This is a genomic window from Falsiroseomonas stagni DSM 19981, assembly GCF_900114315.1.
Taxonomy (GTDB): Bacteria; Pseudomonadota; Alphaproteobacteria; order Acetobacterales; family Acetobacteraceae; genus Falsiroseomonas; species Falsiroseomonas stagni.
On the sequence record NZ_FOSQ01000012.1, the window covers coordinates 152,230 to 171,911 of the forward strand.

General features: G+C 72.4%; 21 protein-coding genes. 11 read left to right on the top strand and 10 right to left on the bottom strand.

What is annotated here, in order from left to right:
- Positions 1–14: 14 nt before the first annotated feature.
- Together coxB and BM041_RS23770 are read right to left on the bottom strand one after the other, a co-directional pair.
- On the bottom strand, positions 15–893 hold the full coding sequence (coxB, locus tag BM041_RS23765; protein ID WP_092962397.1) for a cytochrome c oxidase subunit II: 879 nt from the start codon (positions 891–893) through the stop codon (positions 15–17).
- A gap of 322 nt (positions 894–1,215) precedes the next feature.
- Complete coding sequence (locus tag BM041_RS23770) at positions 1,216–1,551, bottom strand: ArsR/SmtB family transcription factor (protein WP_092962398.1); 336 nt, start codon at positions 1,549–1,551, stop codon at positions 1,216–1,218.
- Between the two features lie 226 nt (positions 1,552–1,777).
- On the opposite strand from BM041_RS23770, the gene BM041_RS23775 reads away from it, so the two are divergent.
- Genes BM041_RS23775 through BM041_RS23790 form a run of 4 tightly spaced genes read left to right on the top strand, consistent with a single transcriptional unit; the run spans position 1,778 to position 5,734 of the window.
- Positions 1,778–2,761 (top strand): metal ABC transporter solute-binding protein, Zn/Mn family, encoded by a 984-nt coding sequence (locus tag BM041_RS23775; protein ID WP_245762241.1) that lies wholly within the window; start codon positions 1,778–1,780, stop codon positions 2,759–2,761.
- The gene (locus BM041_RS23780; protein WP_092962399.1) at positions 2,758–3,522 is read left to right on the top strand and encodes a metal ABC transporter ATP-binding protein; all 765 of its coding nucleotides are present in this window, start codon (positions 2,758–2,760) and stop codon (positions 3,520–3,522) included. Before BM041_RS23775 ends, BM041_RS23780 begins: the two co-directional genes overlap by 4 nt.
- Complete coding sequence (locus tag BM041_RS23785; RefSeq protein ID WP_092962400.1) at positions 3,519–4,811, top strand: metal ABC transporter permease; 1,293 nt, start codon at positions 3,519–3,521, stop codon at positions 4,809–4,811. Before BM041_RS23780 ends, BM041_RS23785 begins: the two co-directional genes overlap by 4 nt.
- The gene (locus BM041_RS23790; protein WP_092962401.1) at positions 4,808–5,734 is read left to right on the top strand and encodes a metal ABC transporter permease; all 927 of its coding nucleotides are present in this window, start codon (positions 4,808–4,810) and stop codon (positions 5,732–5,734) included. The genes BM041_RS23785 and BM041_RS23790 overlap by 4 nt, the downstream gene beginning before the upstream one ends.
- Positions 5,735–5,870: 136 nt before the next feature.
- Here the strand turns inward: BM041_RS23790 and BM041_RS23795 are convergent, their stop codons facing one another.
- From BM041_RS23795 to BM041_RS23815, 5 genes are all read right to left on the bottom strand, one after another.
- Positions 5,871–6,563, bottom strand: a complete 693-nt coding sequence (locus BM041_RS23795; RefSeq protein ID WP_092962402.1) for a class I SAM-dependent methyltransferase — start codon at positions 6,561–6,563, stop codon at positions 5,871–5,873.
- Between the two features lie 91 nt (positions 6,564–6,654).
- Positions 6,655–7,548, bottom strand: a complete 894-nt coding sequence (locus tag BM041_RS23800; protein ID WP_092962403.1) for a DMT family transporter — start codon at positions 7,546–7,548, stop codon at positions 6,655–6,657.
- A gap of 95 nt (positions 7,549–7,643) precedes the next feature.
- Positions 7,644–8,183 carry a molybdenum cofactor biosynthesis protein B gene (moaB, locus tag BM041_RS23805; RefSeq protein WP_092962404.1) on the bottom strand — a complete coding sequence of 180 codons (540 nt, stop codon included), beginning with the start codon at positions 8,181–8,183 and terminating at the stop codon, positions 7,644–7,646.
- Between the two features lie 47 nt (positions 8,184–8,230).
- On the bottom strand, positions 8,231–9,910 hold the full coding sequence (locus BM041_RS23810) for a lytic transglycosylase domain-containing protein (protein WP_245762242.1): 1,680 nt from the start codon (positions 9,908–9,910) through the stop codon (positions 8,231–8,233).
- 277 nt (positions 9,911–10,187) lie between these two features.
- Positions 10,188–10,991 carry a uracil-DNA glycosylase gene (locus BM041_RS23815; protein WP_092962406.1) on the bottom strand — a complete coding sequence of 268 codons (804 nt, stop codon included), beginning with the start codon at positions 10,989–10,991 and terminating at the stop codon, positions 10,188–10,190.
- Positions 10,992–11,127: 136 nt separating this feature from the next.
- On the opposite strand from BM041_RS23815, the gene BM041_RS23820 reads away from it, so the two are divergent.
- The 3 genes from BM041_RS23820 to BM041_RS23830 all read left to right on the top strand — a co-directional run bounded on the left by BM041_RS23820 (position 11,128) and on the right by BM041_RS23830 (position 15,099).
- Positions 11,128–12,774, top strand: a complete 1,647-nt coding sequence (locus BM041_RS23820; RefSeq protein WP_092962407.1) for an electron transfer flavoprotein-ubiquinone oxidoreductase — start codon at positions 11,128–11,130, stop codon at positions 12,772–12,774.
- A gap of 257 nt (positions 12,775–13,031) precedes the next feature.
- Positions 13,032–14,570: a serine/threonine-protein kinase gene (locus BM041_RS23825; RefSeq protein ID WP_092962408.1), complete on the top strand. Its 1,539-nt coding sequence runs from the start codon at positions 13,032–13,034 to the stop codon at positions 14,568–14,570.
- Positions 14,571–14,631: 61 nt separating this feature from the next.
- Positions 14,632–15,099: a GlcG/HbpS family heme-binding protein gene (locus BM041_RS23830; RefSeq protein ID WP_092962409.1), complete on the top strand. Its 468-nt coding sequence runs from the start codon at positions 14,632–14,634 to the stop codon at positions 15,097–15,099.
- 120 nt (positions 15,100–15,219) lie between these two features.
- Here the strand turns inward: BM041_RS23830 and BM041_RS23835 are convergent, their stop codons facing one another.
- Positions 15,220–15,600, bottom strand: coding sequence for a rhodanese-like domain-containing protein (locus BM041_RS23835; protein ID WP_092962410.1), 381 nt, complete (start codon positions 15,598–15,600; stop codon positions 15,220–15,222).
- A gap of 105 nt (positions 15,601–15,705) precedes the next feature.
- Here BM041_RS23835 and BM041_RS23840 point away from each other — a divergent pair, with 105 nt between their 5' ends.
- Complete coding sequence (locus BM041_RS23840; RefSeq protein ID WP_092962411.1) at positions 15,706–16,833, top strand: MFS transporter; 1,128 nt, start codon at positions 15,706–15,708, stop codon at positions 16,831–16,833.
- Here the strand turns inward: BM041_RS23840 and BM041_RS23845 are convergent, their stop codons facing one another.
- A complete protein-coding gene (locus BM041_RS23845; RefSeq protein WP_092962412.1) occupies positions 16,834–17,646 on the bottom strand; it encodes a M48 family metallopeptidase in 813 nt (270 codons plus the stop codon). It lies immediately after the preceding gene.
- A 112-nt stretch (positions 17,647–17,758) separates the two neighbouring features.
- On the opposite strand from BM041_RS23845, the gene BM041_RS23850 reads away from it, so the two are divergent.
- On the top strand, positions 17,759–18,460 hold the full coding sequence (locus tag BM041_RS23850) for an NAD-dependent deacylase (RefSeq protein ID WP_092962413.1): 702 nt from the start codon (positions 17,759–17,761) through the stop codon (positions 18,458–18,460).
- A gap of 136 nt (positions 18,461–18,596) precedes the next feature.
- Here BM041_RS23850 and BM041_RS30125 read toward each other — a convergent pair whose 3' ends face one another.
- A complete protein-coding gene (locus tag BM041_RS30125; protein WP_175534125.1) occupies positions 18,597–19,175 on the bottom strand; it encodes a hypothetical protein in 579 nt (192 codons plus the stop codon).
- On the opposite strand from BM041_RS30125, the gene BM041_RS32095 reads away from it, so the two are divergent.
- Entirely contained in the window at positions 19,062–19,352 is a 291-nt protein-coding gene (locus tag BM041_RS32095; protein ID WP_408735417.1) for a hypothetical protein, read from the top strand. The two genes, BM041_RS30125 and BM041_RS32095, sit on opposite strands and share 114 nt — an antisense overlap.
- On the top strand, positions 19,252–19,665 hold the full coding sequence (locus BM041_RS23860) for a tetratricopeptide repeat protein (protein ID WP_408735418.1): 414 nt from the start codon (positions 19,252–19,254) through the stop codon (positions 19,663–19,665). Before BM041_RS32095 ends, BM041_RS23860 begins: the two co-directional genes overlap by 101 nt.
- Positions 19,666–19,682: the final 17 nt, after the last annotated feature.

Consider the following 19,682-nt stretch of genomic DNA (forward strand, 5'->3'; position numbering starts at 1 on the left):
TCTGGAGCCCCGCCTTACCGGCGGGCCTCCGCGACATTCAGGGTGGGGGCCGCAGGAGCGGCCGCAAGGGCGGGCACCGGGCCGGGCGGCAGGCCCTCGGCAAAGCGGGTCTTCGCCTGCTCGGCCCAGGCCTGGAATTCAGCCTGCGGCACGGCGCGGACGACGATCGGCATGAACCAGTGGTTGACGCCGCAGATCTGGTTGCACTGGCCGTAGAAGGTGCCGGCGCGGTCGGCGCGCATCCAGGTCTCCATCGTCCGGCCCGGGATCGTGTACTTCTGCACGCCGAGCGAGGGCACGAAGAAGCTGTGGATCACGTCCTGGCCCGTGGTCAGGATGCGGACCGTGGCGCCCACCGGGATGACCAGCGGGTTGTCGACATCGAGGTTGCGGATCTGGCCGGGCTGCAGGTCGGCCGTCTGCACGGGGTAGCTGTCGAAGGTGAAGTTGCCGTGGTCGGGGTAGGCATAGTGCCAGTACCACTGCCGGCCCTGCACATTGATCGTCAGGTCGGCGTCCACCGCGCGGTCCTGGTAGTAGATCAGGCGGAAGGACGGGATGGCGATCACCACCAGGATCAGCACCGGGATCACCGTCCAGGCCACTTCCAGCAGCGTGTTGTGGCTGGTGCGGGACGGGTTCGGGTTCACCTCCGCCCGGAACTTCAGCACGACATAGACGAGGAGCAGGAAGACGAAGATCGTGATCGCGACGATGATCCAGAAGACCAGCGTGTTGAAGGACGAGATCGCGTCCTTGATCGGCCCGCCGGAGGGCTGGAGGCCCATGCCCCAGGGCTGCGGCGCGCCGACCATGCCGCCGCCGGCGGCCTGCGCCAGCGCATCGCCGCCCGCGATCATCATCGCCAGCAACGCCCATGCGAAGGCGGCCATGCGGCCCCCTGCGTACCCTCGAAACGCACTGATCACGTGCCGCATCCTGTCGTCCCGTAGGCGCGCGGGGCGCGCCCGAATTCCGCTCCCCAACCACCGGGCGACCCGCCCGCCGGTGGCCGTGCTGGCACCCCTCCGCCCCCTGAGGGGGAAGGGTCGCCGCGGCGCGACCATAGTTGTCGGTGCCGCACTGCACAAGTGAGCCTGCCGGTCGTCATCGCAAGATGACGGCACCGACTGTCATGCTGGAAAGGTTAAGGAATTGGCCACTTCCGGCTGCATGGCAGCGGCATGCAAGCCTGGCGCCGCGGCGGCGGCGGGATCAGGCGCCGGGGGCCTGCTCGGCCTCCGCCTCGCCCTCCGCCACATGGTCCAGCATGTCCGTCAGCATGGACCGGATGTGGCTGTCCCCCACCACATAGAAGACCTGCCGCCCCCGTCTTTCCGCCTGCAGCAGCCTGGCCGCGCGCAGCAGGCGCAGGTGATGGGAAACGAGGGAGGCCGAGATGCCGAGCCCATCCGCCATGTCGCCGACCGACACCGGCGCATCCAGGCAGGCCAGGATGATGCGCAGCCGGGTCGGGTCGCTCATCATCTGGAACATCTCGGCCAGTTCGACGACCTGGTCTTCGGGAATGCGTGCGCCGCGAACCGCCATGCCTGACCTCATCCCCCCTGACTTCATCCCCCCTGGGACCCCCGCGACGCGGCCTGCCCCGCCCAGCCCTACCGTCGCGCCACCCCGCCCCACCGTAAAGGGCCGGAACGTAAAGGCGTGCTTGACGGCAGCGTCGCGCCATTCCATGTGGATGACAACGCCAAGTTATTGAAAAAACTTGGATATGTGAAGAACTGAAGAGCCCAAGACATCAATAGGAGTACACGTGAACACACGTTCATATGTGGCCGCAAGCCGCCGCTCCCTCCTGGCCGCCGCGCTCGGCGCCGCCATGCCCCTTCCCGCCCTCGCCCAGGCCGCGCCCCGCGCGCCGCGCAACGTGCTAGCCACCGTCGCCATGGTGGGCGACGTGGTGCGGGAGATCTCGGGCGGCCGCATCCGGGCGGAGACCCTGATCGGGGAAGGCGTCGACCCGCATCTGTTCCGGCCGACCCGGGCCGACATCGCCCGCCTGCTCTCCGCCGATGCCGTCTTCGCCAGCGGCCATCGCCTGGAAGGGCGCATGGGGGATGTGCTGGACCGCGTCCGCGGCGCCGGCAAGCCGGTGATCCTGATCGCCGAGAGCCTGCCGCGGGACCGGCTGCGGGCCAATCCGGACTATCCGGATTCCGCCGACCCGCATGTCTGGATGGACCCCTCCCTCTGGTCCCTCGCCTCCGTCTCGGCGGCGGAGGCGCTGGGCCGCCTGGCGCCCGATTTGCGGGAGACCTTCGCCGACAATCTGGAGAAGTTCCGGGCGAGGCTCGCGCGGCTCGACGCCTATGCCCGCGACTCGGTGGCGACCATCCCGGCCAATGCCCGCGTCCTGGTCACCGCGCATGACGCCTTCGCCTATTTCGGCGCCCGCTACGGGCTGGAGGTGGAGAGCATCCAGGGCCTCTCGACGGAAGCCGAGGCCAATCTGGCCGCGATCGAGGCGCTGGTCCGCAAGCTGGTGGACCGCCGCGTGCCCGCCGTCTTCGCCGAAACCTCCGTGCCCGATCGCGCCGTCCGCGCGTTGATCGAGGGCGCGGGCGCGCGCGGGCAGCGTGTCGCGCTGGGGGGCAATCTGTTCTCCGACGCCATGGGCCGGCCCGGCAGCTATGAGGGGACCTATGAAGGCATGATCGACCACAACGTCACGATCATCACCCGCGCGCTGGGCGGCCAGGCGCCGGCGCGCGGCCTGAACGGGCGGCTGGCGGGATGACCATCGCACCCCCGCTGTCGGTCAGCCACCTGACGGTCGCCTATGGCGAAAGGCCGGCTGTCTGGGACGTGACCTGGAACGCGCCCACGGGGCTGACCGCCATCGTCGGGCCGAATGGCGCGGGGAAATCGACCCTCCTCAAGGCGACACTCGGCCTGGTGCCGGCCCTGTCCGGGGAGGTCCGCTTCTTCGGCCGGCCGCTGGAGGAGGTGCGCGACCGGATCGGCTACCTGCCGCAGCGTGCCAGCGTGGATTGGGACTTCCCGGCCACCGCGCTCGATGTCGTGTGCATGGCGCGCTACCCGCGGATGCGCTGGTGGGGGCCGGTGCCGCGCCGGCACCGGGACGCCGCCCGCGCGGCGCTGGCCCAGGTGGGGATGGAGGGCTTCGCGGAACGCCAGATCGGCAAGCTCTCCGGCGGCCAGCAGCAGCGCGTCTTCCTGGCGCGGGCGCTCGCGCAGGATGCCGACCTCGTGCTGATGGACGAACCCTTCGCGGCGGTGGATGCGGCGACGGAGCAGGCCATCGTCACCGTGCTGCGGGATTTGGTGGCGAAGGGCCGGCACGTGGTGGCGGTGCACCACGACCTCGGCACCGTCCCCGACTATTTCTCCAGTGTCCTGCTGATCAACGCGCGGGTCTTCGCCAGCGGCCCGGTCGGGGAAGCCTTCACCAACGCCAATATCGGCGCGACCTATGGCGCGCGCCTGGCGCTGCTGGACCAGGCCAATGTGCGGGCGGCAGAGGCCCGGGCATCATGATCGCCTACAACACCGCCGTCGTCCTGCTGGGCTGCGCGCTGCTGGGGCTCGCCGCCGGGACCGTCGGCACCTTCTCCCTGCTGCGTGGCCGGGCGCTGGTGGCGGATGCGGTGGGCCATGCGGCGCTGCCCGGCGTCGCCATCGCGGCGCTGATCGTCGCCACGCTCGGCGGCGATCCGCGCTCCCTCCCGCCCCTGCTGGCGGGGGCGGCCACGGCCGGGGTGCTCGGCGTGCTGGCGGTGCAGGCGCTGGCGCGCACGGGCCGGATCCGGGAGGACGCGGCGATCGCCATCGTCCTCTCCTCCTTCTACGCGCTCGGCGTCGCGATCCTGTCCTGGCTCCAGACGCAGCCCGGCGCGGCGCAGGCGGGGCTGTCCAAGTTCATCCTGGGCCAGGCGGCGGCGATGCGGGCGGAGGATGCGGTGGTCGCGGCCTCCGTCGCCGGGGTCTGCCTGCTGGTCTGCCTGGTGATGTTCCAGCGGCTGCGCGCCGTGTGCTTCGACCCGGATTTCTGCCGGATGCAGGGGCTGGGCGTGCAGAAGGTGGACCTTCTGCTGCTCGGGCTGCTGGTGCTGGTCTGCGTGGCGGGGTTGCAGGCGGTGGGGCTGATCCTGGTGGTGGCGCTGCTGGTGCTGCCGGCCGCCACCGCCCGGCTGCTGACCTTCCGCCTGCCGCGGATGCTCGCGATTTCCGCCGTGATCGGCGCGGTCTGCGGGGCGGCGGGCGCCTGGGTCTCCGCCCTGCGGCCGGAGGTGCCGACCGGCGCCGCCGTGGTGCTGGCGCTGGCCGCGGTCTTCACCGTGGCGCTACTGCTGGCGCCGGAACGGGGGCTGCTCGCGCAGGTCTATACCCATCTTCGCCGGCGCCTGGCCGCCGATACCGAGCATTTCCTCCGCGCGGCGTGGGAGGCGCAGGAGATCGCGGGCGCCGGCCCCGGCACGGCGGGCGACCGCTGGGCGCCGATCGGCGCGGTGGCCGCGGCGCGGGGCTGGCGGATCGGGCGGGCGCGGCGGCTGGCCTTCTGGCTGGCGCAGCGCGGCCTGGTCGCCCGCGCCGATGGCAATGTGCACCTGACGCCCCGCGGCGCCGCCGCCGCCCGCCGGGCCGTGCGCGCCCATCGCGCGGTGGAGCATCACCTGCTGGCGGCCGGGGCGACGGACATCGCCTCCGCCGACCGGCTGGCGGATCTGGTGGAGCACGGCCTGCCGCCGGAAATGGCGGCCAGGCTGCTGCCCGAACCCTCCGCCCTGCCCGCCAGCCCGCACCAATTGGGAGAGAGGCGGCCATGACCATCCGGGATTTCCTCATGCTCGACCTGCCGCCCCTGCTGGCGGCGCTGATGGCGGGGGCCACCTGCGGGTTGCTTGGCAGCTTTCTCGTGCTGCGGCGCGAGTCGCTGGTGGGGGATGCGCTGTCGCACGCCGTTCTGCCGGGCATCGTGCTGGCCTTCGCCATCACCGGCGCGCGCAGCGGGTTGCCGATGCTGGTCGGCGCCATGGCGGCGGGGCTGCTGGCGGTGGTGCTGATCTCCGTCGTGCAGCGGGCGGCGCGACTCGATCCCGGGGCCGCGATCGGGGCGATCTTCACCACCTTCTTCGCCATCGGCCTGGTGCTGATGGAGACGACGGGCGCGCGGAGCGTCGATCTCGACCTGGATTGCGTGCTGTTCGGCCAGCTGGAGACGCTGGTCTGGGCGCAGGCCGAGGGCCTGCATTCCCTGGTCGATCCGGTGGCGCTGGAGGGTCTGCCCCGGCAGCTCGGCCTGCTGGCCGGCGTGGGGCTGGTGGTAGCTGTGGTGGTGGCGGCGCTGTGGCGGCCGCTGAAGCTGATCTGCTTCGACCCCGGCTATGCCGCGGCGCTCGGCATGCCGTCCCGCGCGCTGGAATTCGGCCTGGCGCTGCTGGTCGCGGCCGCGGCGGTCGCGGCCTTCGAGTCGGTGGGATCGATCCTGGTGGTGGCGATGCTGGTCTGCCCGGCGGCGGCGCTGCGGCTGATGACGGACCGCTATGGCGCGCAGGTGCTGGGCGGCGCGGCGCTGGGGGCGGCGCTGGGCGGCGTGGGCTATGCGCTGGCCGGGCCGGTGCCGGCGGCGCTCGGCCTCGACATTTCACTCAATGCCGCGGGCGTCATCGGCACGCTGGGCGGCGTGATGGTGGCGGTGGCAGCGCTGGTGCGGGCGGGAGTCCGGCGCGCGCGCGTGGTCACCGCTTAAGGCGGGGGAACGCTGTTCCCCCGCACCCCCATGCCAGGGTCCGGCCGGACCCTGGACCGGGATGAATTGACGATGGTCCAGGGGGCTCTGCCCCGTGGTGGATGGGGTCCGGGGAAGGCGGAGCCTTCCCCATCAACTATGCCGCGGCGGCGAGGGCGCCCATCGGCTGGTTCCGCACGCTGACCAGCGTGAACAGCCCCGCCGGCTGGCAGGGTTCCATCATGTCCACCTGCACCGTCGCCGGGTCCAGCAGGTCCCGCAGCGCGAAGTCGGGGTGCCAGCCCAGCAGGCGGGACAGCGGCGCCATGGCGCGCTCCACCCACCAGCGGGGCCCGTCCTCCGCCGCGAAATGATTCACGAAGAGCAGGTGGCCGCCCGGGCGGACCACGCGCGACATCTCCGCGAACAGGTCCTTGGCGTTCGGCACCACGCTGGCCGTGAACATCGCCACCGCGATGTCGAAGGAGCCATCGGCGAAGGCCATGTGCTCCGCGTCCATCTCCGCCAGGCCGACGACGTGGCCGAGCTTCTCCTCCCGGACCCGCTCGGCGGCCTTCTCCAGCATCTCCCGCGACAGGTCGATGCCGACCACGCGCTTGTCGCCGCGGTAGCGCGGCAAGGCGAGGCCGGTGCCCACGCCCACCTCGAGCACGCGGGTGCCGGGCAGGCGGTTGACCTCGGCCACCGCGCGGCGGCGGCCATAGGCGGAGACGCCGCCGAAGACCGCGTCATAGACGCCCGCCCAGCGCCGATAGGCGTCCCGGACGCCAGCGGCGTCCAGCGCGGCTCGGGGATGGTCTCGGTCGGGAGCGTCGGTGCGGATGGTCATGCCTGGCCAGTCTGCGAATTGCACCCCGGGCTAGTCCCAACGGACCGTGTCGCGCAAGCCCGAAGATGACGTGAAGCGCGGAAGCGGGTCTTCAAGACGAAGAGCGCGGCTGTTTTGTGGCAGAGCCGGGGGGCGACGATGGAAGGGCGACCAGGATTCCCCCCGCGGCGATGATCCCCGCCCCCAGCAGGGTCCAGCCATCCGGCCAGTCCCCGAAGACCAGCACGCCCGCCAGCCCCGCCCACACCAGCTGGGTGTAGGACATCGGCGCCAGCACGCTGGCCGGCGCGCGGGCGAAGGCCAGGACCATCAGGCAATGCCCGATTCCCCCCAGCAGGCCGAGGGCGGCGAACAGCGGCCAGTCCCAGGCCGCCGGCTCCACCCAGACGAAGGGTTGCGCCAGGGCGGCAAGGCAGGCCGCCGCGATCCCGGTATGCAGGAAGGTGGTGTGCGGGTCGTCGAGGCCCGCCAGCTTGCGCGTCAGCAGCTGGTAGACGGTATTGGCCGCGGCGGTCACCAGGGGCAGCAGCATGGCCCAGTGCAGCGGCTCCCCGGTCAGGAAGGGCGGCCGCAGCGCGACCAGCACGCCGGCCATGCCGAGTGCGACGCCCAGCCACTTCACCCGCCCCACCTGTTCGCCCAGCAGCAGCGCCGCCAGCGCCACGGTGAAGACCGGCGCGGCGAAGGACACCGCCGTGGCATCGGCCAGCGAGATGTGGATCAGGGAGAGCGAGAAGAAGAAATTCGCCACCGCCAGCGTGATGCTGCGCGCCACCTGCAGCCAGGGCGCCCGGCTGCGGAAGGGCAGCCGCCCGGTCATCAGCCGCACGGCGGCGAAGACCAGGATGGTGTGGAAGACGAAGCGCACGAACATCAGCTGCGGCACGGCGTAGCGCGCCACCAGCAGCTTCAGCAGCGCATCCATGGCGACGAACAGGGCGAGTGCCGCGATCTGGATCAGCACGCCTTGCAGGGGGCGGGACATGCGGCCTCGATCTGTCTGCCGCCATTGTGGCAGGGGGGGGCGGCGCCGACCAACCGGGATGGTTGCGGGGCGGCCATGCGCGCCCCGCGCCGGGCTCACGCCGCCTTCAGATGCTCCAGCAGCCGCGGCATCAGCTCCACCAGGTTGCAGGGGCGGTGGCGGCTGTCGAGCTGCCAGACCAGGATGTCGTCCCAGGCATCCTTGCAGGCCCCCGTGCTGCCCGGCAGGGCGAACAGATAGGTGCCGCCCGCCACGCCGCCGATCGCGCGGGACTGGATCGTGGAGGTGCCGATCTTCTGGTAGCTGAGCATCCGGAACAGCTCCCCGAAGCCGGTGATCTCCTTCTCCAGCACCCGGGCGAAGGCTTCCGGCGTCACGTCCCGTCCCGTGATGCCGGTGCCGCCGGTGGTGATGACGCAATCCACCGTGGGGTCGGCGATCCAGCGGCGCAGCACCGCCTCGATCAGCCCGGCATCGTCCTTCACGATCTCCCGCGCCGCCAGGACATGGCCGGCGGCGGCGATGCGCCCGGCCAGCGTCTCGCCGCTCCGGTCGCTCGCCAGGTCGCGGGTGTCCGACACGGTCAGCACCGCGATGTTCACCGGCAGGAATTTTCTCGAGTCATCGATCGGCATGGCACCACCCGTCGCTGATGGCCCCCCGCCGAAGCGGGGGGCGTCGTTCAGCGCGGTGTTAGCATGGCGGCGACCGCCTGGGTGTCCTGGAACTGGGGGAACCGCCCCGTGGCCAGCGCATCCAGGCTCGGCGATGGCAGGCCGAGCCGCGCCGCGTAGATCCAGGAATAGGCGAGGACGCGCTGCACGAATTGCCGCGTCTCCCCCACCGGGATGCTCTCGATGAACAGGAAGGGGTCGTCCCGGTGCCGGATGGCCGGCAGCCAGCGGCCGAGATTGCCCGGCCCCGCATTGTAGGAGGCCAGCAGCCGGATCAGGTCGCCATTCACATTCTCGCTGCGGGCGAGGTAGTGGACATAGCGCTGCCCCACTTCCAGCGAGAAGCCGGGATCATGCAGGCGGGCGATATTGGCCCCCCGCAGGCTGCTGTCCCCGGTCACGTAGCTGGCCGTGGCCGGCATGATCTGCAGCAGCCCCCGGGCGCCGGCCGGCGACACGGCGCGGGGATCGAAATTCGATTCCTGCCGCGCCAGCGCATAGAGCAGCGCCGGGTCCACGCGGAAGCCCAGCATCGGCTCCAGCCGCGGCAGGGGGAAGCGCGCGAAGTCGCGCGGCCTTCCATCCGCGGTCTGGGACAGGGCGGCCAACTGCGCCGCCAGATCCGTCATGCCCGCCTGCGACGCCAGCAGCAGCATGGCCCGCAGCACGCCCGCATTGCCCTGCACCCGGGGCCAGAGGGCGCGCATCTCCGCCTCCGCCCTGTCCTGCTGCCCGATCTGCAGCAGGGCGAGTGCCCGCCAGCCGGCGGCGCTTTCCGCCACCGCGGCACCCTCGCCCTCCCCGGCCACTTCGCGTTCCCAGGCGAAGCCCATGGGCAGGCCGAGCGCGCGGCGCGCGACCATGCCGTAGAAGGTGCGGGGTTCCTGCGCCGCCTGCATCATCCAGGGCACATAGGCCTGGGGCCGCCGCGCCCGCACCGCGGCCCGCGCCGTCCAGAAGGCCGCGGCGGACCGGATGGCCGGGGAGGCGATTTCCGACCGCGCCGCGTGTTCGAGGTAGGCCAGCGCCACATCCGGCCGGTCCAGCGCCCAGGCCGCGAGGCCCGCGATGTAGCCCGGGAAGGCCGTGCCGGCGGAATTGCGCGCGGCGTCGGAGGCGATGCGGAACGCATCCTGGTCCCGCCCGGCCTGGAGCATCGCCTGCGCGACCTCCGCCCGCAGCAGCGCGGCATAGGGCGGGGCGACGCGGGCGCGGGCGATCAGGGCCAGCGCCCCGGTATCGTCCCCATTGCCCGCGCGGTCCCGCACCTGGCGGTCCAGCGCGGCGTTGCGGGTGATGGTGCGGGATGGCGGCTCCCGCTCCTCCGGCACCACTTCCGCGCCATCGGCCAGGACTTCCTGGCTGGGCGCGGGCGGCAGCGCCATGCCGCGCGGCGCGCGCCGCACCAGCATCGCATGGATGCGCGGCGCATCCGGATGGTCGGCATGGTCCGTCAGCCAGGCCAGCAGGTCCGGCAAGGGCGGCTCATGGCCGCGCAGCCACCGGTCGGCCAGGACATGGCCGACCAGCCGACGGTCATCCAGCCGCTCGACCTCCCGCACCGCCAGCGCAATCTCGCCCCGGGACTGGAGCTCGAAAATGCGTCGAAGGCGCGTCGCGTCGGACGGCGCTAGGGGTTGCGGGAACCCGGCGACCCCGCCCTGCACCGCAGGACGTGGGACGCTCATGGCGGTCTGGTCGGCCCGTTGCCCGAAGGCGGGGACCTGAGCCCCCGCGATCATCGTCGCTCCGACCAGGGCCGCCATCACGAGGGAGCGTGACGCGGAAGCTGGGCGGTTTCGCCGGGCCATGGGGCAGATCGCTTGCATGGCGCGGAACCCCTAGCGGCGGGTTAAAGCCCCTGGCAACCCCCGAATCAGGAACGAATCTCGGAATTTTGGACAACGTGTCATGGAATCAGCGGCTTGCCCGGCTTTCTTGCCGCGTTTTTTCTGCCGTTTTTCGTCACTGCGGCGCGGCATCACCGGTAATTGTCCGCTTCAGCAGCACCAGGTCGGCCCAGGCTTCCCGCTTGGCGGAGGGTGTGCGCAGCAGATAGGCGGGGTGCAGCGTGGCCAGCCCCGGCAGGGGGCCGGCGGGGGTTTCCACCTGGTGCCAGCGCCCGCGCAGCCGGGTGATCCCGTCCTTCGCCCGCAGCAGCGCCTTGGCGGAAACGCCGCCCAGCAGCACCAGGTGCCGCGGCCGGACCAGTTCGATGTGGCGCATCAGGAAGGGAAGGAAGAGGGTGATTTCCGCATCCGTCGGCGTCCGGTTGCCCGGCGGGCGCCAGGGCAGGATGTTGGTCAGGTAGAAATTCTCGCTGCGCTTCAGCCCGATGCTGTCCAGCATCCGGTCCAGCAACTGGCCGGAGACGCCGACAAAGGGTCTCCCCAGCCGGTCCTCATCCGCCCCCGGCGCCTCGCCGATCATCATCAGGCCGGATTCGGCCACGCCGTCGCTGAAGACCAGGTTGGTGGCGGTCTCCCGCAGCGGGCTGTCGGCTTCCGCGATGGCGGATTTCAGCGCGGCCAGGTCCTGCGCCGCGGCGGCCAGGGCGGCGGCGGCGGCGGCAGGGGGCGGGACCAGCGGCAGCACCGGGCGACCGGCCTGCGGCACGGCGGGGGTGGCCAGGACGGGCGGCGGCGGCGGCATGACGGGGGCGCGCAGGGCGAAACGATCGATCGGCGCTGCCTCCAGCGCCTCGTCCACCCCCCATTCCAGCTGCAGCCGCAGCGCGGCCAGCAGCTCCTCGCGATATCCTGCCTCCATGGTGGGTGATATCGGCGCGGGGCGGGGTTCCGCGCAATGGCCCGCGACGCTATCTGCGAAGGACAGGCCGCGAACGCGCGCCAAGAGATACGTGTGCCAGAGAGTCAGGCCTCGATACGCCGGAAGGAACAGCCGAATGAGCGGGGATACCGAGCAGCGCGAGTCGATGGAGTTCGATGTGCTGGTGGTGGGCGGCGGCCCGGCCGGCCTCGCCACCGCCATCCGCCTGAAGCAGCTGAGCCCCGACGCCACCGTCTGCCTGGTGGAAAAGGGCAGCGAGATCGGCGCCCACATCCTCTCCGGCGCCGTGCTGGAACCCCGCGCGCTGGATGAGCTGATCCCGGACTGGCGCGACGACCCGCCCGCGATGGCGACGCCCGTCACCGATGACCGCTTCATGCTGCTGACGGAAGCCAGGGGCTTCAAGCTGCCCACGCCGCCGCAGATGCACAACGAGGGCAACTACGTCGTCAGCCTGGGCAATGTCTGCCGCTGGCTGGGTGCCAAGGCCGAGGCGCTGGGCGTCGAGATCTATCCCGGTTTCGCGGCCTCCGACACGATCATCGAGGACGGCCAGGTGAAGGGCGTCGTCGCCGGCGTCATGGGCATCCAGCGCGACGGCACCAAGGGCCCGAACTACCAGCCGGGCATGGAACTCCGCGCCACCTACACCGTCTTCGCGGAGGGCTGCCGCGGCAGCCTCACGAAGCGCCTGTTCGAGACCTTCAACCTCCGCGCCGGCGTCGCGCCCCAGACCTTCGCGCTGGGGATGAAGGAGCTGTGGGAGATCCCGAAGGAGAAGCACAAGCCGGGCCTGGTGTGGCATTCCACCGGCTGGCCGCTGCCGTCGGACACCTATGGCGGGTCCTGGCTCTACATGCTGGGCGACAATCTGGTCAGCGTGGGCTTCGTGGTGGGGCTGGACTACCCGAACCCCTGGCTCTCGCCGTTTGATGAATTCCAGCGCTTCAAGACCCACCCGGCGGTGCGGGGGTTCCTCGAAGGCGGCAAGCGCATCAGCTACGGCGCCCGCGCGCTGAACGAGGGCGGCATCCAGGCCATCCCGAAGCTGGTCTTCCCCGGCGGCATGCTGGCGGGCGACACGGCCGGCTTCCTCAACGTGCCGAAGATCAAGGGCACCCACACCTCCATGAAGTCCGGCATGGTGGCCGCCGAGGCCATCGCCGCCGCGCTGGAAGGCGACCGCCCGGCGGTGCTGGACAGCTACGAGGCCGGCATCCGCGCGAGTTGGGTGTGGGAGGAACTGCAGGGCGTCCGCAACATCCGCCCCGGCTTCGCGAAATACGGCTTCTGGGGCGGCATGGCGGCCGCCGCGCTGGATACCTACGTCTTCCGCGGCAAGGCGCCCTGGACCTGGGGCCACCATGCGGACCACGAGACGCTGAAGCCCGCCGCCGAGTCGCCGAAGATCGCCTACCCCAAGCCCGACGGCGTGCTGAGCTTCGACCGTCTCTCCTCCGTCTTCCTGTCCAACACCAACCATGAGGAAGACCAGCCCGCCCACCTGGTGCTGCGCGATCCCGGCCGCTGGAAGGGCACGAACTGGGAGAAGTTCCGCAGCCCCGAAAGCCGCTACTGCCCCGCCGCGGTCTATGAGGCCGTGGGCAGCGAGGCCGGCAACGCCGAGGGCGAGATGCACCTGGTGATCAACGCCCAGAACTGCGTCCACTGCAAAACCTGCGACATCAAGGACCCGACGCAGAACATCGACTGGAAGACGCCGGAGGGCGGTGGCGGGCCGAACTACATCGGCGGCATGTAGGACGACCGCAGACCGCCGCCGCCCGACCGCTTGGCAACATCAGGGCGGTGGCGGGCCGAACTACATCGGCGGCATGTAAGGGTCGCTCCAGGGAGGGCGCTGCCCTCCCTGACCCTCCCGCCAGGGGGGAGACCCCCCTGGACCATCATCAATAAGTTTCCGATCCAGGGTCCGGGGGGAGCAGCGCTCCCCCGCCTGCCAACAGTTTCCCCCGCGCCCCGGTTGCCCACGAACCCGTGAGCCCATATCACGCCCCCATGCGTGGCCTGATCAGACCGTTCCTGGACCGACCGGCCCTCACCGGCATCGCGCTTGGCGTGCTGGTCGTACTCGGCCTGGTGGGTGACGTGCTCCAGCCCGCCTTCCCGGCGGTTCCAGTCCTCGCCCTGCTGGCGGCCATCGGCCTCGGCGCCGGCATCGCCCTGGCACGGGCCAGGCAGGACGCCTCCTGGCCGCATGGCATCATGGCCAGCACGGCGCTGCTGCTGGCGGGCTTCCTGCTGCTCCTCGGCCTGCAATACATCGCCGGCATCGAGCGTGGCGTGCTCGGCAGCCTCTCCTCCTCCGTCGCCTCCCGGCAGGATCGCTGGTTCGGGGAGCCGCGCCACGACATCGCGGCACTCGAACAGTTGCGCGCCGCGCTGGACCAGCCGGAGCCGCCGCTGCGCCCCCGGCCGGCCTCGGCAGATGAATTCCTCTACAACGCCACGCTGCTGCGCGCCCGCGACGAACCCGTGCTGAGCGCCCGCGCCCTGGCCGAGTCGATCCGCCGCGCCGCCGATCCCCGCCCCGACGCCCTGCTGCTGCATGACGGGCTGATGGCGACCGGCCTGCCCGGCGTGCGGGACGCGCTGTCCACCCTGCCCGCCAACCTCCCCGCCGCCTTCCGCGAACATGTGGAAGCCATGGCCCTGCCGGAGGCGCCGGAGCGCATCGCCGCCCTCGCGCGCATCGTGGACCGGGACCCGGAGGCGCTGCTGGCCACGGCCGCCCTCGCCCGGTCGCTCATCGCCGCCGCCGGCCCGCAGGGGCCGACCGTCGCCATGGCGGGGCGCATCGCCGCGCTGATCGCCGCCTTCGAGGATGAGGACCGGCTGCCCGCCTTCGCCGCCCGCTTCCTGAACCAGGCCGCCGTGGCCGGGCTGCAGCAGGAGATGCTGGCCCTGTCCTGGACGCACGAAGTCTCCCAGCGCCGGCTGACCATCACCGCGGTCGCGCCCCCGCCGGGCCAGCCCAACCAGCCCATCCTGCTGCGCGTCATGGCGCCGGAAGCCGCGACCTCCGTCCAGTTCGTGCGCGGCACGGATGCGGATGGCACCGTCTGGGCGGAGGTGGCGCAGCGCCAGGGGGAACCCGCGCCGACGCTGCGCATGAACCGGCCCTGGCGCGTGCAGCCGCTGCGGTTCCGCTATGTGGACCGGGATGGCGTGATGGCGCCGGAAGTGGCCGTGACCTTCGACCCCGCCCAGGCGATCCGGGACCAGGCGCAGCGCACGCTCCAGCGCCAGGGCACCTTCGCCAACTACGCGCCGGGCCGGGTGGCGGGCGGGCGGCTCAACAACTTCGCCGTGGCGGGGCATCTGCGCGCCGGGCTGATCGCCGTGGAATGGTCCACCGACGCCGAACGCCGCCCCCGCGTGGTGCCCGTCGGCGTGCCGGATGAGGTGATCCTGGCCGGCGATCCGCCCCGCGCGGTGGTGGAGATGCAGGCCCCCGCCAATGCCCGGACCCTGATCCTGACGGCGGTCTTCGCCGATGGCAGCCGGTCCACGCCCCTGGAACTGCCGATCCGCTGAGGCCCCCTTCACAACGGCCCCCACAGCCCGCAGACAGCGCCATCACCGGAGAGAACCCACGATGTCCAACACCGCCCCCGCCGGATTCCAGCACGGCATCACCGCCGCCGCCGCCCGCACCATCGTCGATGCGACGCTCGCCAAGGGTCGCGAACTCGGCCTCGCGCCGCTGACCGTGGTGGTGCTGGATGCCGGCGGCCATTTGAAGGCCGCGCTGCGAGAGGATGGGTGCAGCCTGCTCCGCCCCGACATCGCCTGGGGCAAGGCCTTCGGCGCCATGGCGCTGGGCTTCGGGTCGCGCGAACTGGCCCGGCGCTCCACCGCCATGCCGGGCTTCATGAACGCGCTGTCGGACCTGGCGGGCGGCCGCGCCGTGCCGGTGCCGGGCGGCGTGCTGGTGCGGGCCGCCGATGGCGCGGTGCTGGGTGCCGTCGGCGTCTCCGGCGATGCGTCCGACAAGGACGAGGTCTGCGCCGTGGCCGGCATCACCGCCGCCGGCCTGGCCGCCGATACGGGCGACGCCGCCTGAGGGCACCAAAAGAACGGACCGGCCACTTGGCCGGTCCGAGCGCCCGAACGGGCGCCGCCGGCCGTCCGGCGAAGGCAAGCCGGCGGAGCCGGCGCCCGCCGTCTGAGGGGATGAGAAAACTCAGCCGGGCTCCACCGCGCCGCCCGCCTCCACCCAGTCCTTGAACCCGCCGAGGTTCCGGACATCGCCATAGCTCATGTCCTTCAGCGTCTTGCCCACCAGCGCGGATCGCCCGCCGGAGGCGCAATAGACCAGGATCGTGGCGGCCTGCTTCATCGCCGGGTCATGGGCGGGGCTGGTCGGGTCGGCGCGGAATTCCACCAGGCCGCGGCTGACGGCCATGGCGCCGGCCGCCTTCCCGCTCGCCTTCACTTCGGCGGCATCCCGCACATCCAGCACCAGCACGCCAGGCTTCGCGGCCAGCGCCACGGCCTCCGCCGGCGCGATGCGCGGCACGGCGGCATTCGCGGCATCCAGCATGTCCTTCACCGTCAATGGCATGGCGGGTCCTCCCTGTGTCCGGGGCCAGCCTGCCCTGCATGATCCGCCGGCGGCAAGCCGCCCGCCTGCGGTGGAGCCCGCGGCCGTTCCGGTGTAGGCGGGCGCGTGCCCCTTCTCGCCCTCGCCTTCCTCGCCTTCATCGGCCTCGGCCTGCCGGACCCGATGCCGGGCAGCCTCTGGCCCTCGCTCCGCCCGCATTACGATGTGCCGAATGCGGCGCTCGGCCTCGTGCTGGCGGCGGTCGCCACCGGCTATGTGGCGGCGGGTGTGCTGACGGGGCGGATGATCGCGCGCGCCGGCATCGGCGGCGTGCTGGTGGGCAGCCTGGCCGCCACCACCCTGGCGGCAGCCGGCCAGGCCTTCGCGCCCCCCTGGCTGGGCTTCGTCGCGCTGGCCGTGCTGGCGGGCTTCGGCGGGGGCGCGGTCGATTCGGCCATGAACCTCTTCGCCGCATCCCGCTTCAAGCCGGGCCACATGAACTGGCTGCACGGCTTCTGGGGCGTCGGTGCCACGCTCGGCCCCGCCACCGCCGCCGCGCTGCTGGCGGCTGGCTTCGGCTGGCAGGCCGGCTATGCCGCCGTGGCGCTGGCACTCGGCGCGCTGACGCTCTGTTTCCTCGCGACGCGGGGACGGTGGGAGGACGGGTCGGCCCGCCCCGCCGCCGGCCGAGCCACCCCGCTATCCGTGCTGCGCCACCCCGTGGCGCGCCTGCAGGTCGCGGTCTTCTTCCTCTATACGGGGCTGGAGGCCGGGGCCGGCCAATGGGTCGCCACCATCATGACCGGCGCGCGCGGCGCCACGCCGGCGGAGGGCGCGGTCGCCGCCACCCTGTTCTTCGCGGCGCTGACCGGCGGTCGCCTGGCGCTGGGCTTCGTGCTGGACCGGATCGGCGCCGACCGCGTGCTGCGCCTGCTGACACCCGTCGCCCTGCTGGCCATGCTGGCCTTCGCGCTGGGCATCGCGGATCTGGTGGCGCTGGCCGTCTGCGCCCTGGCGCTGGCGCCGATCTTCCCGACCGTGATGGCCCGCACCCCGGCCCGGGTCGGCCCGGGCCTGGCCGCGCAGGCCGTCGGGGTGCAGGTCGCCGCCGCCACCATCGGCGTCGCCGTCATCCCCGCCGGCCTCGGCCTGGGCGCGGACCTGGCCGGCGGGCCCTGGGTGGTGCCGTGGCTGCTGGTGGGGCTGGGCGTGGTGCTGACCGCGATGATCTGGCGGCTGCCGGTGCGGCGGTAGCTACACCCCCCGCCGCGGCGGCAGCGCCCCGTTGCTGCGCGCCAGGTCGCGCATCGCCTCATCCCACCCCGCCACCCGTTCCGGCCCCGCCGGGTGACTGTCCAGGATCCCCGTCTCCATCCGCCCCGACAGCCGCGCCATGGTGACGAGGAAGCCCCGCGCCTTCCCCAGATCCACCCCCGCCCGATAGAGGATCGCCGCCGCCAAATAGTCGGCCTCCCGCTCCTGCTCCTTGGAGAAGGCCAGCCGCCCGACGGCACCGCCGAGATTGGCCCCGCTTTCGACGCTGCGCCGCGCCGCGCGGGCGCTGACGGGGCCCGACGCCGCCGCCGCCAACGTCGCCGCCGCCATCACCGCCGCGCCGATCATGCTGCCAATCGCCCGCGCATCCCCGCTGTTGGCGACATGATTGGCGGCGTGGTGGCCCATCTCATGCCCGATGACGAGGGCGACCTCCTCCTCATTCGCCGCGTATTCCATGATGCCCTGGTTGATGACGATGCGGCCATCGCCACCCGCACCGGCATTCAGGGTCCGGTCGCGGCTGGTCCGAACCTCCCACCGGCAGACGCCCACCGCCATTTCCTGGCACAGCCGCGTGGCACTGGGCCGGATGCGCGCCAGGGCGGATCGCATCATCGCCTGCGCATCGCGTTCCGACACCGGGCGTCGGATCGGCGCGCCGCCGGCCTCCGCCACCTCCGCCTGCGCCAGCCCGAGCTGCGTGCCCGTGACCGGCGGCACCTGGTGCACCGCGCCGGCACAGCCGCAGAGCATCCCGCCGCCGGCCAGGAAAAGACGCCGTCCCATCATGGGGCGGACCTCCGCTGATCCGTTCTGTTCGGCGAACAATGGCGTGGGGCGGCGCCGGCGGGGAAGTGGATTCGCCAGGCGACGGTCGCCCGCACCGCGCTATTCTGGACGCATGACCCCGCGAAACATCGTCATCCTGACCGGCGCTGGCATCTCCGCCGAATCGGGCCTCGCCACCTTCCGCGACAAGGACGGCCTCTGGTCGAAGGTCCGGATCGAGGATGTTGCGACGCCCGAGGCCTTCGCCCGCGATCCGGCCCGCGTCCACGCCTTCTACAATGCCCGCCGCGCGCAGATCCGCGACCCCGCCATCGCCCCCAACGCCGCCCACCTCGCGCTGGCCGAACTCGATGCGCGCTGGCCCGGGGAGCTGCTGCTGGTGACGCAGAATGTCGATGACCTCCACGCCCGCGCGGGGTCCCGCCGGATGGTCGCGATGCATGGCGAACTCGCGAAAGCCCGCTGCCTGGAATGCGAGGCCGTGCACCCCTGGGTCGAGGACCTGTCCACCGCCACCCCCTGCCCCGCCTGCGGCAAGACCGGCGGCATGCGCCCGCACATCGTCTGGTTCGGGGAGATGCCGATGCAGATGGACCGCATCGGCGCGGCGCTCGAAGCCTGCGACCTCTTCGTCTCCATCGGCACCTCCGGCAACGTCTATCCGGCGGCGGGCTTCGTGGCGGAGGTCGCGGGCCATGCCCGGACGCTGGAGCTGAACCTGGAGCCGAGTGCCGGCCGAAGCCGCTTCGATGAGGCGCGGCACGGCCCGGCCACCAGGCTGGTGCCGGATTTCGTGAGGGCGTTGCTGGCATGATACCCACGGCCGCCTGCAGCGACTCGTTGGTATCTTTTTCATGTCCCCAAGCGCCGGGCGCCCGCTCCGCGGGCTTGGCTCGCCGCATTTGCGGCGGGCGCCATTCGGCGCCTCGGCCGGCCTTGCCGGCCGCGGGTCACCCTGTCAGGCGGTTGGCATGACCCCGCTTTATCGCTTCGCGGCCGTGCTGCTGCTCTCGGCCACCACGGCGCAGGCGCAGCCCGCTGCCGCCCCGCCGAGCGTCCTTGCCTGCGACCGCGCCGCCGCCGCGCCGCATGACCCGACCCGGCCCGAAGGCGTGCCCGGCGTGGCGTTCGACCTGCTCGACCCTGCCGATACGCCCGCCTGCGAACAGGCCCTTCGCGACGCGCCCGGCGAGCCGCGCCTGCCCTTCCAGCTCGCCCGCCTGCGAGAACGCGCGGGGCAGGAGGCGGAGGCCCTGGCCCTGTACCGGGAGGCCGCGCGGGCCGGCCACGTCGCCGCCGCCCGGCGATGGGCCCGGATGGCCCCGCCCGGCTCGCCGGATGTCGCCGAGTCCCTCCGGCTGCTGCGGCAGGCCGCCGAGGGAGGGAGCGACCTTGCCCTGATCGGCCTTGCGGAGTTGCTGGCCTTCGGCGCGCCCGGCGTCCCACGGGATGAGCCGGAGGCGCTGCGGCTGCTGCGCCGCGCAGGGCGGCACGCCGGAAGCGATCTTCGCCCTCGCCCTGCTGCGCATGGGCGACCATCAGGCCCCCTTCGGCCGGGGCGCCGCCTATATCGTGGACCAGATCGAGGGCGCGCGCCTGATCCGCCTGGCGGCGGAGCGTGGCTACGCGCCGGCGCAGTCGCGCCTCGCCTTGCTCCACCAGCACGGCCTCGTCGTGAATGGCGAGACGATCGTCACGGAGGATGAGGCGGAGGCGCTCCGCCTCTATCGCCTGGCTGCGGCGGGTGGCGACCTCTTCGCCCTCAACAGCATCGGCGTCTTCCATGAGCAAGGGCTGGGCGGCCTGGCGCGGGACGATGCCGAGGCGCTGCGCCATTACCGCCTGGCCGCCGCGCGCGGCGACGACATCGCGATGTTCAACCTCGGCCGCTTCGCCCTGGAGGGGCGCGGCGGCCAGCCGCCCGACCGGGACGCCGGGATCGCCTGGCACCGCCAGGCCGCGCGCGCCGGCAATCTTGGATCCGGACTGGCCCTGCGGGCGCTCGGCCTGGACTGGTAGGGCCGGCACCGCCCAGT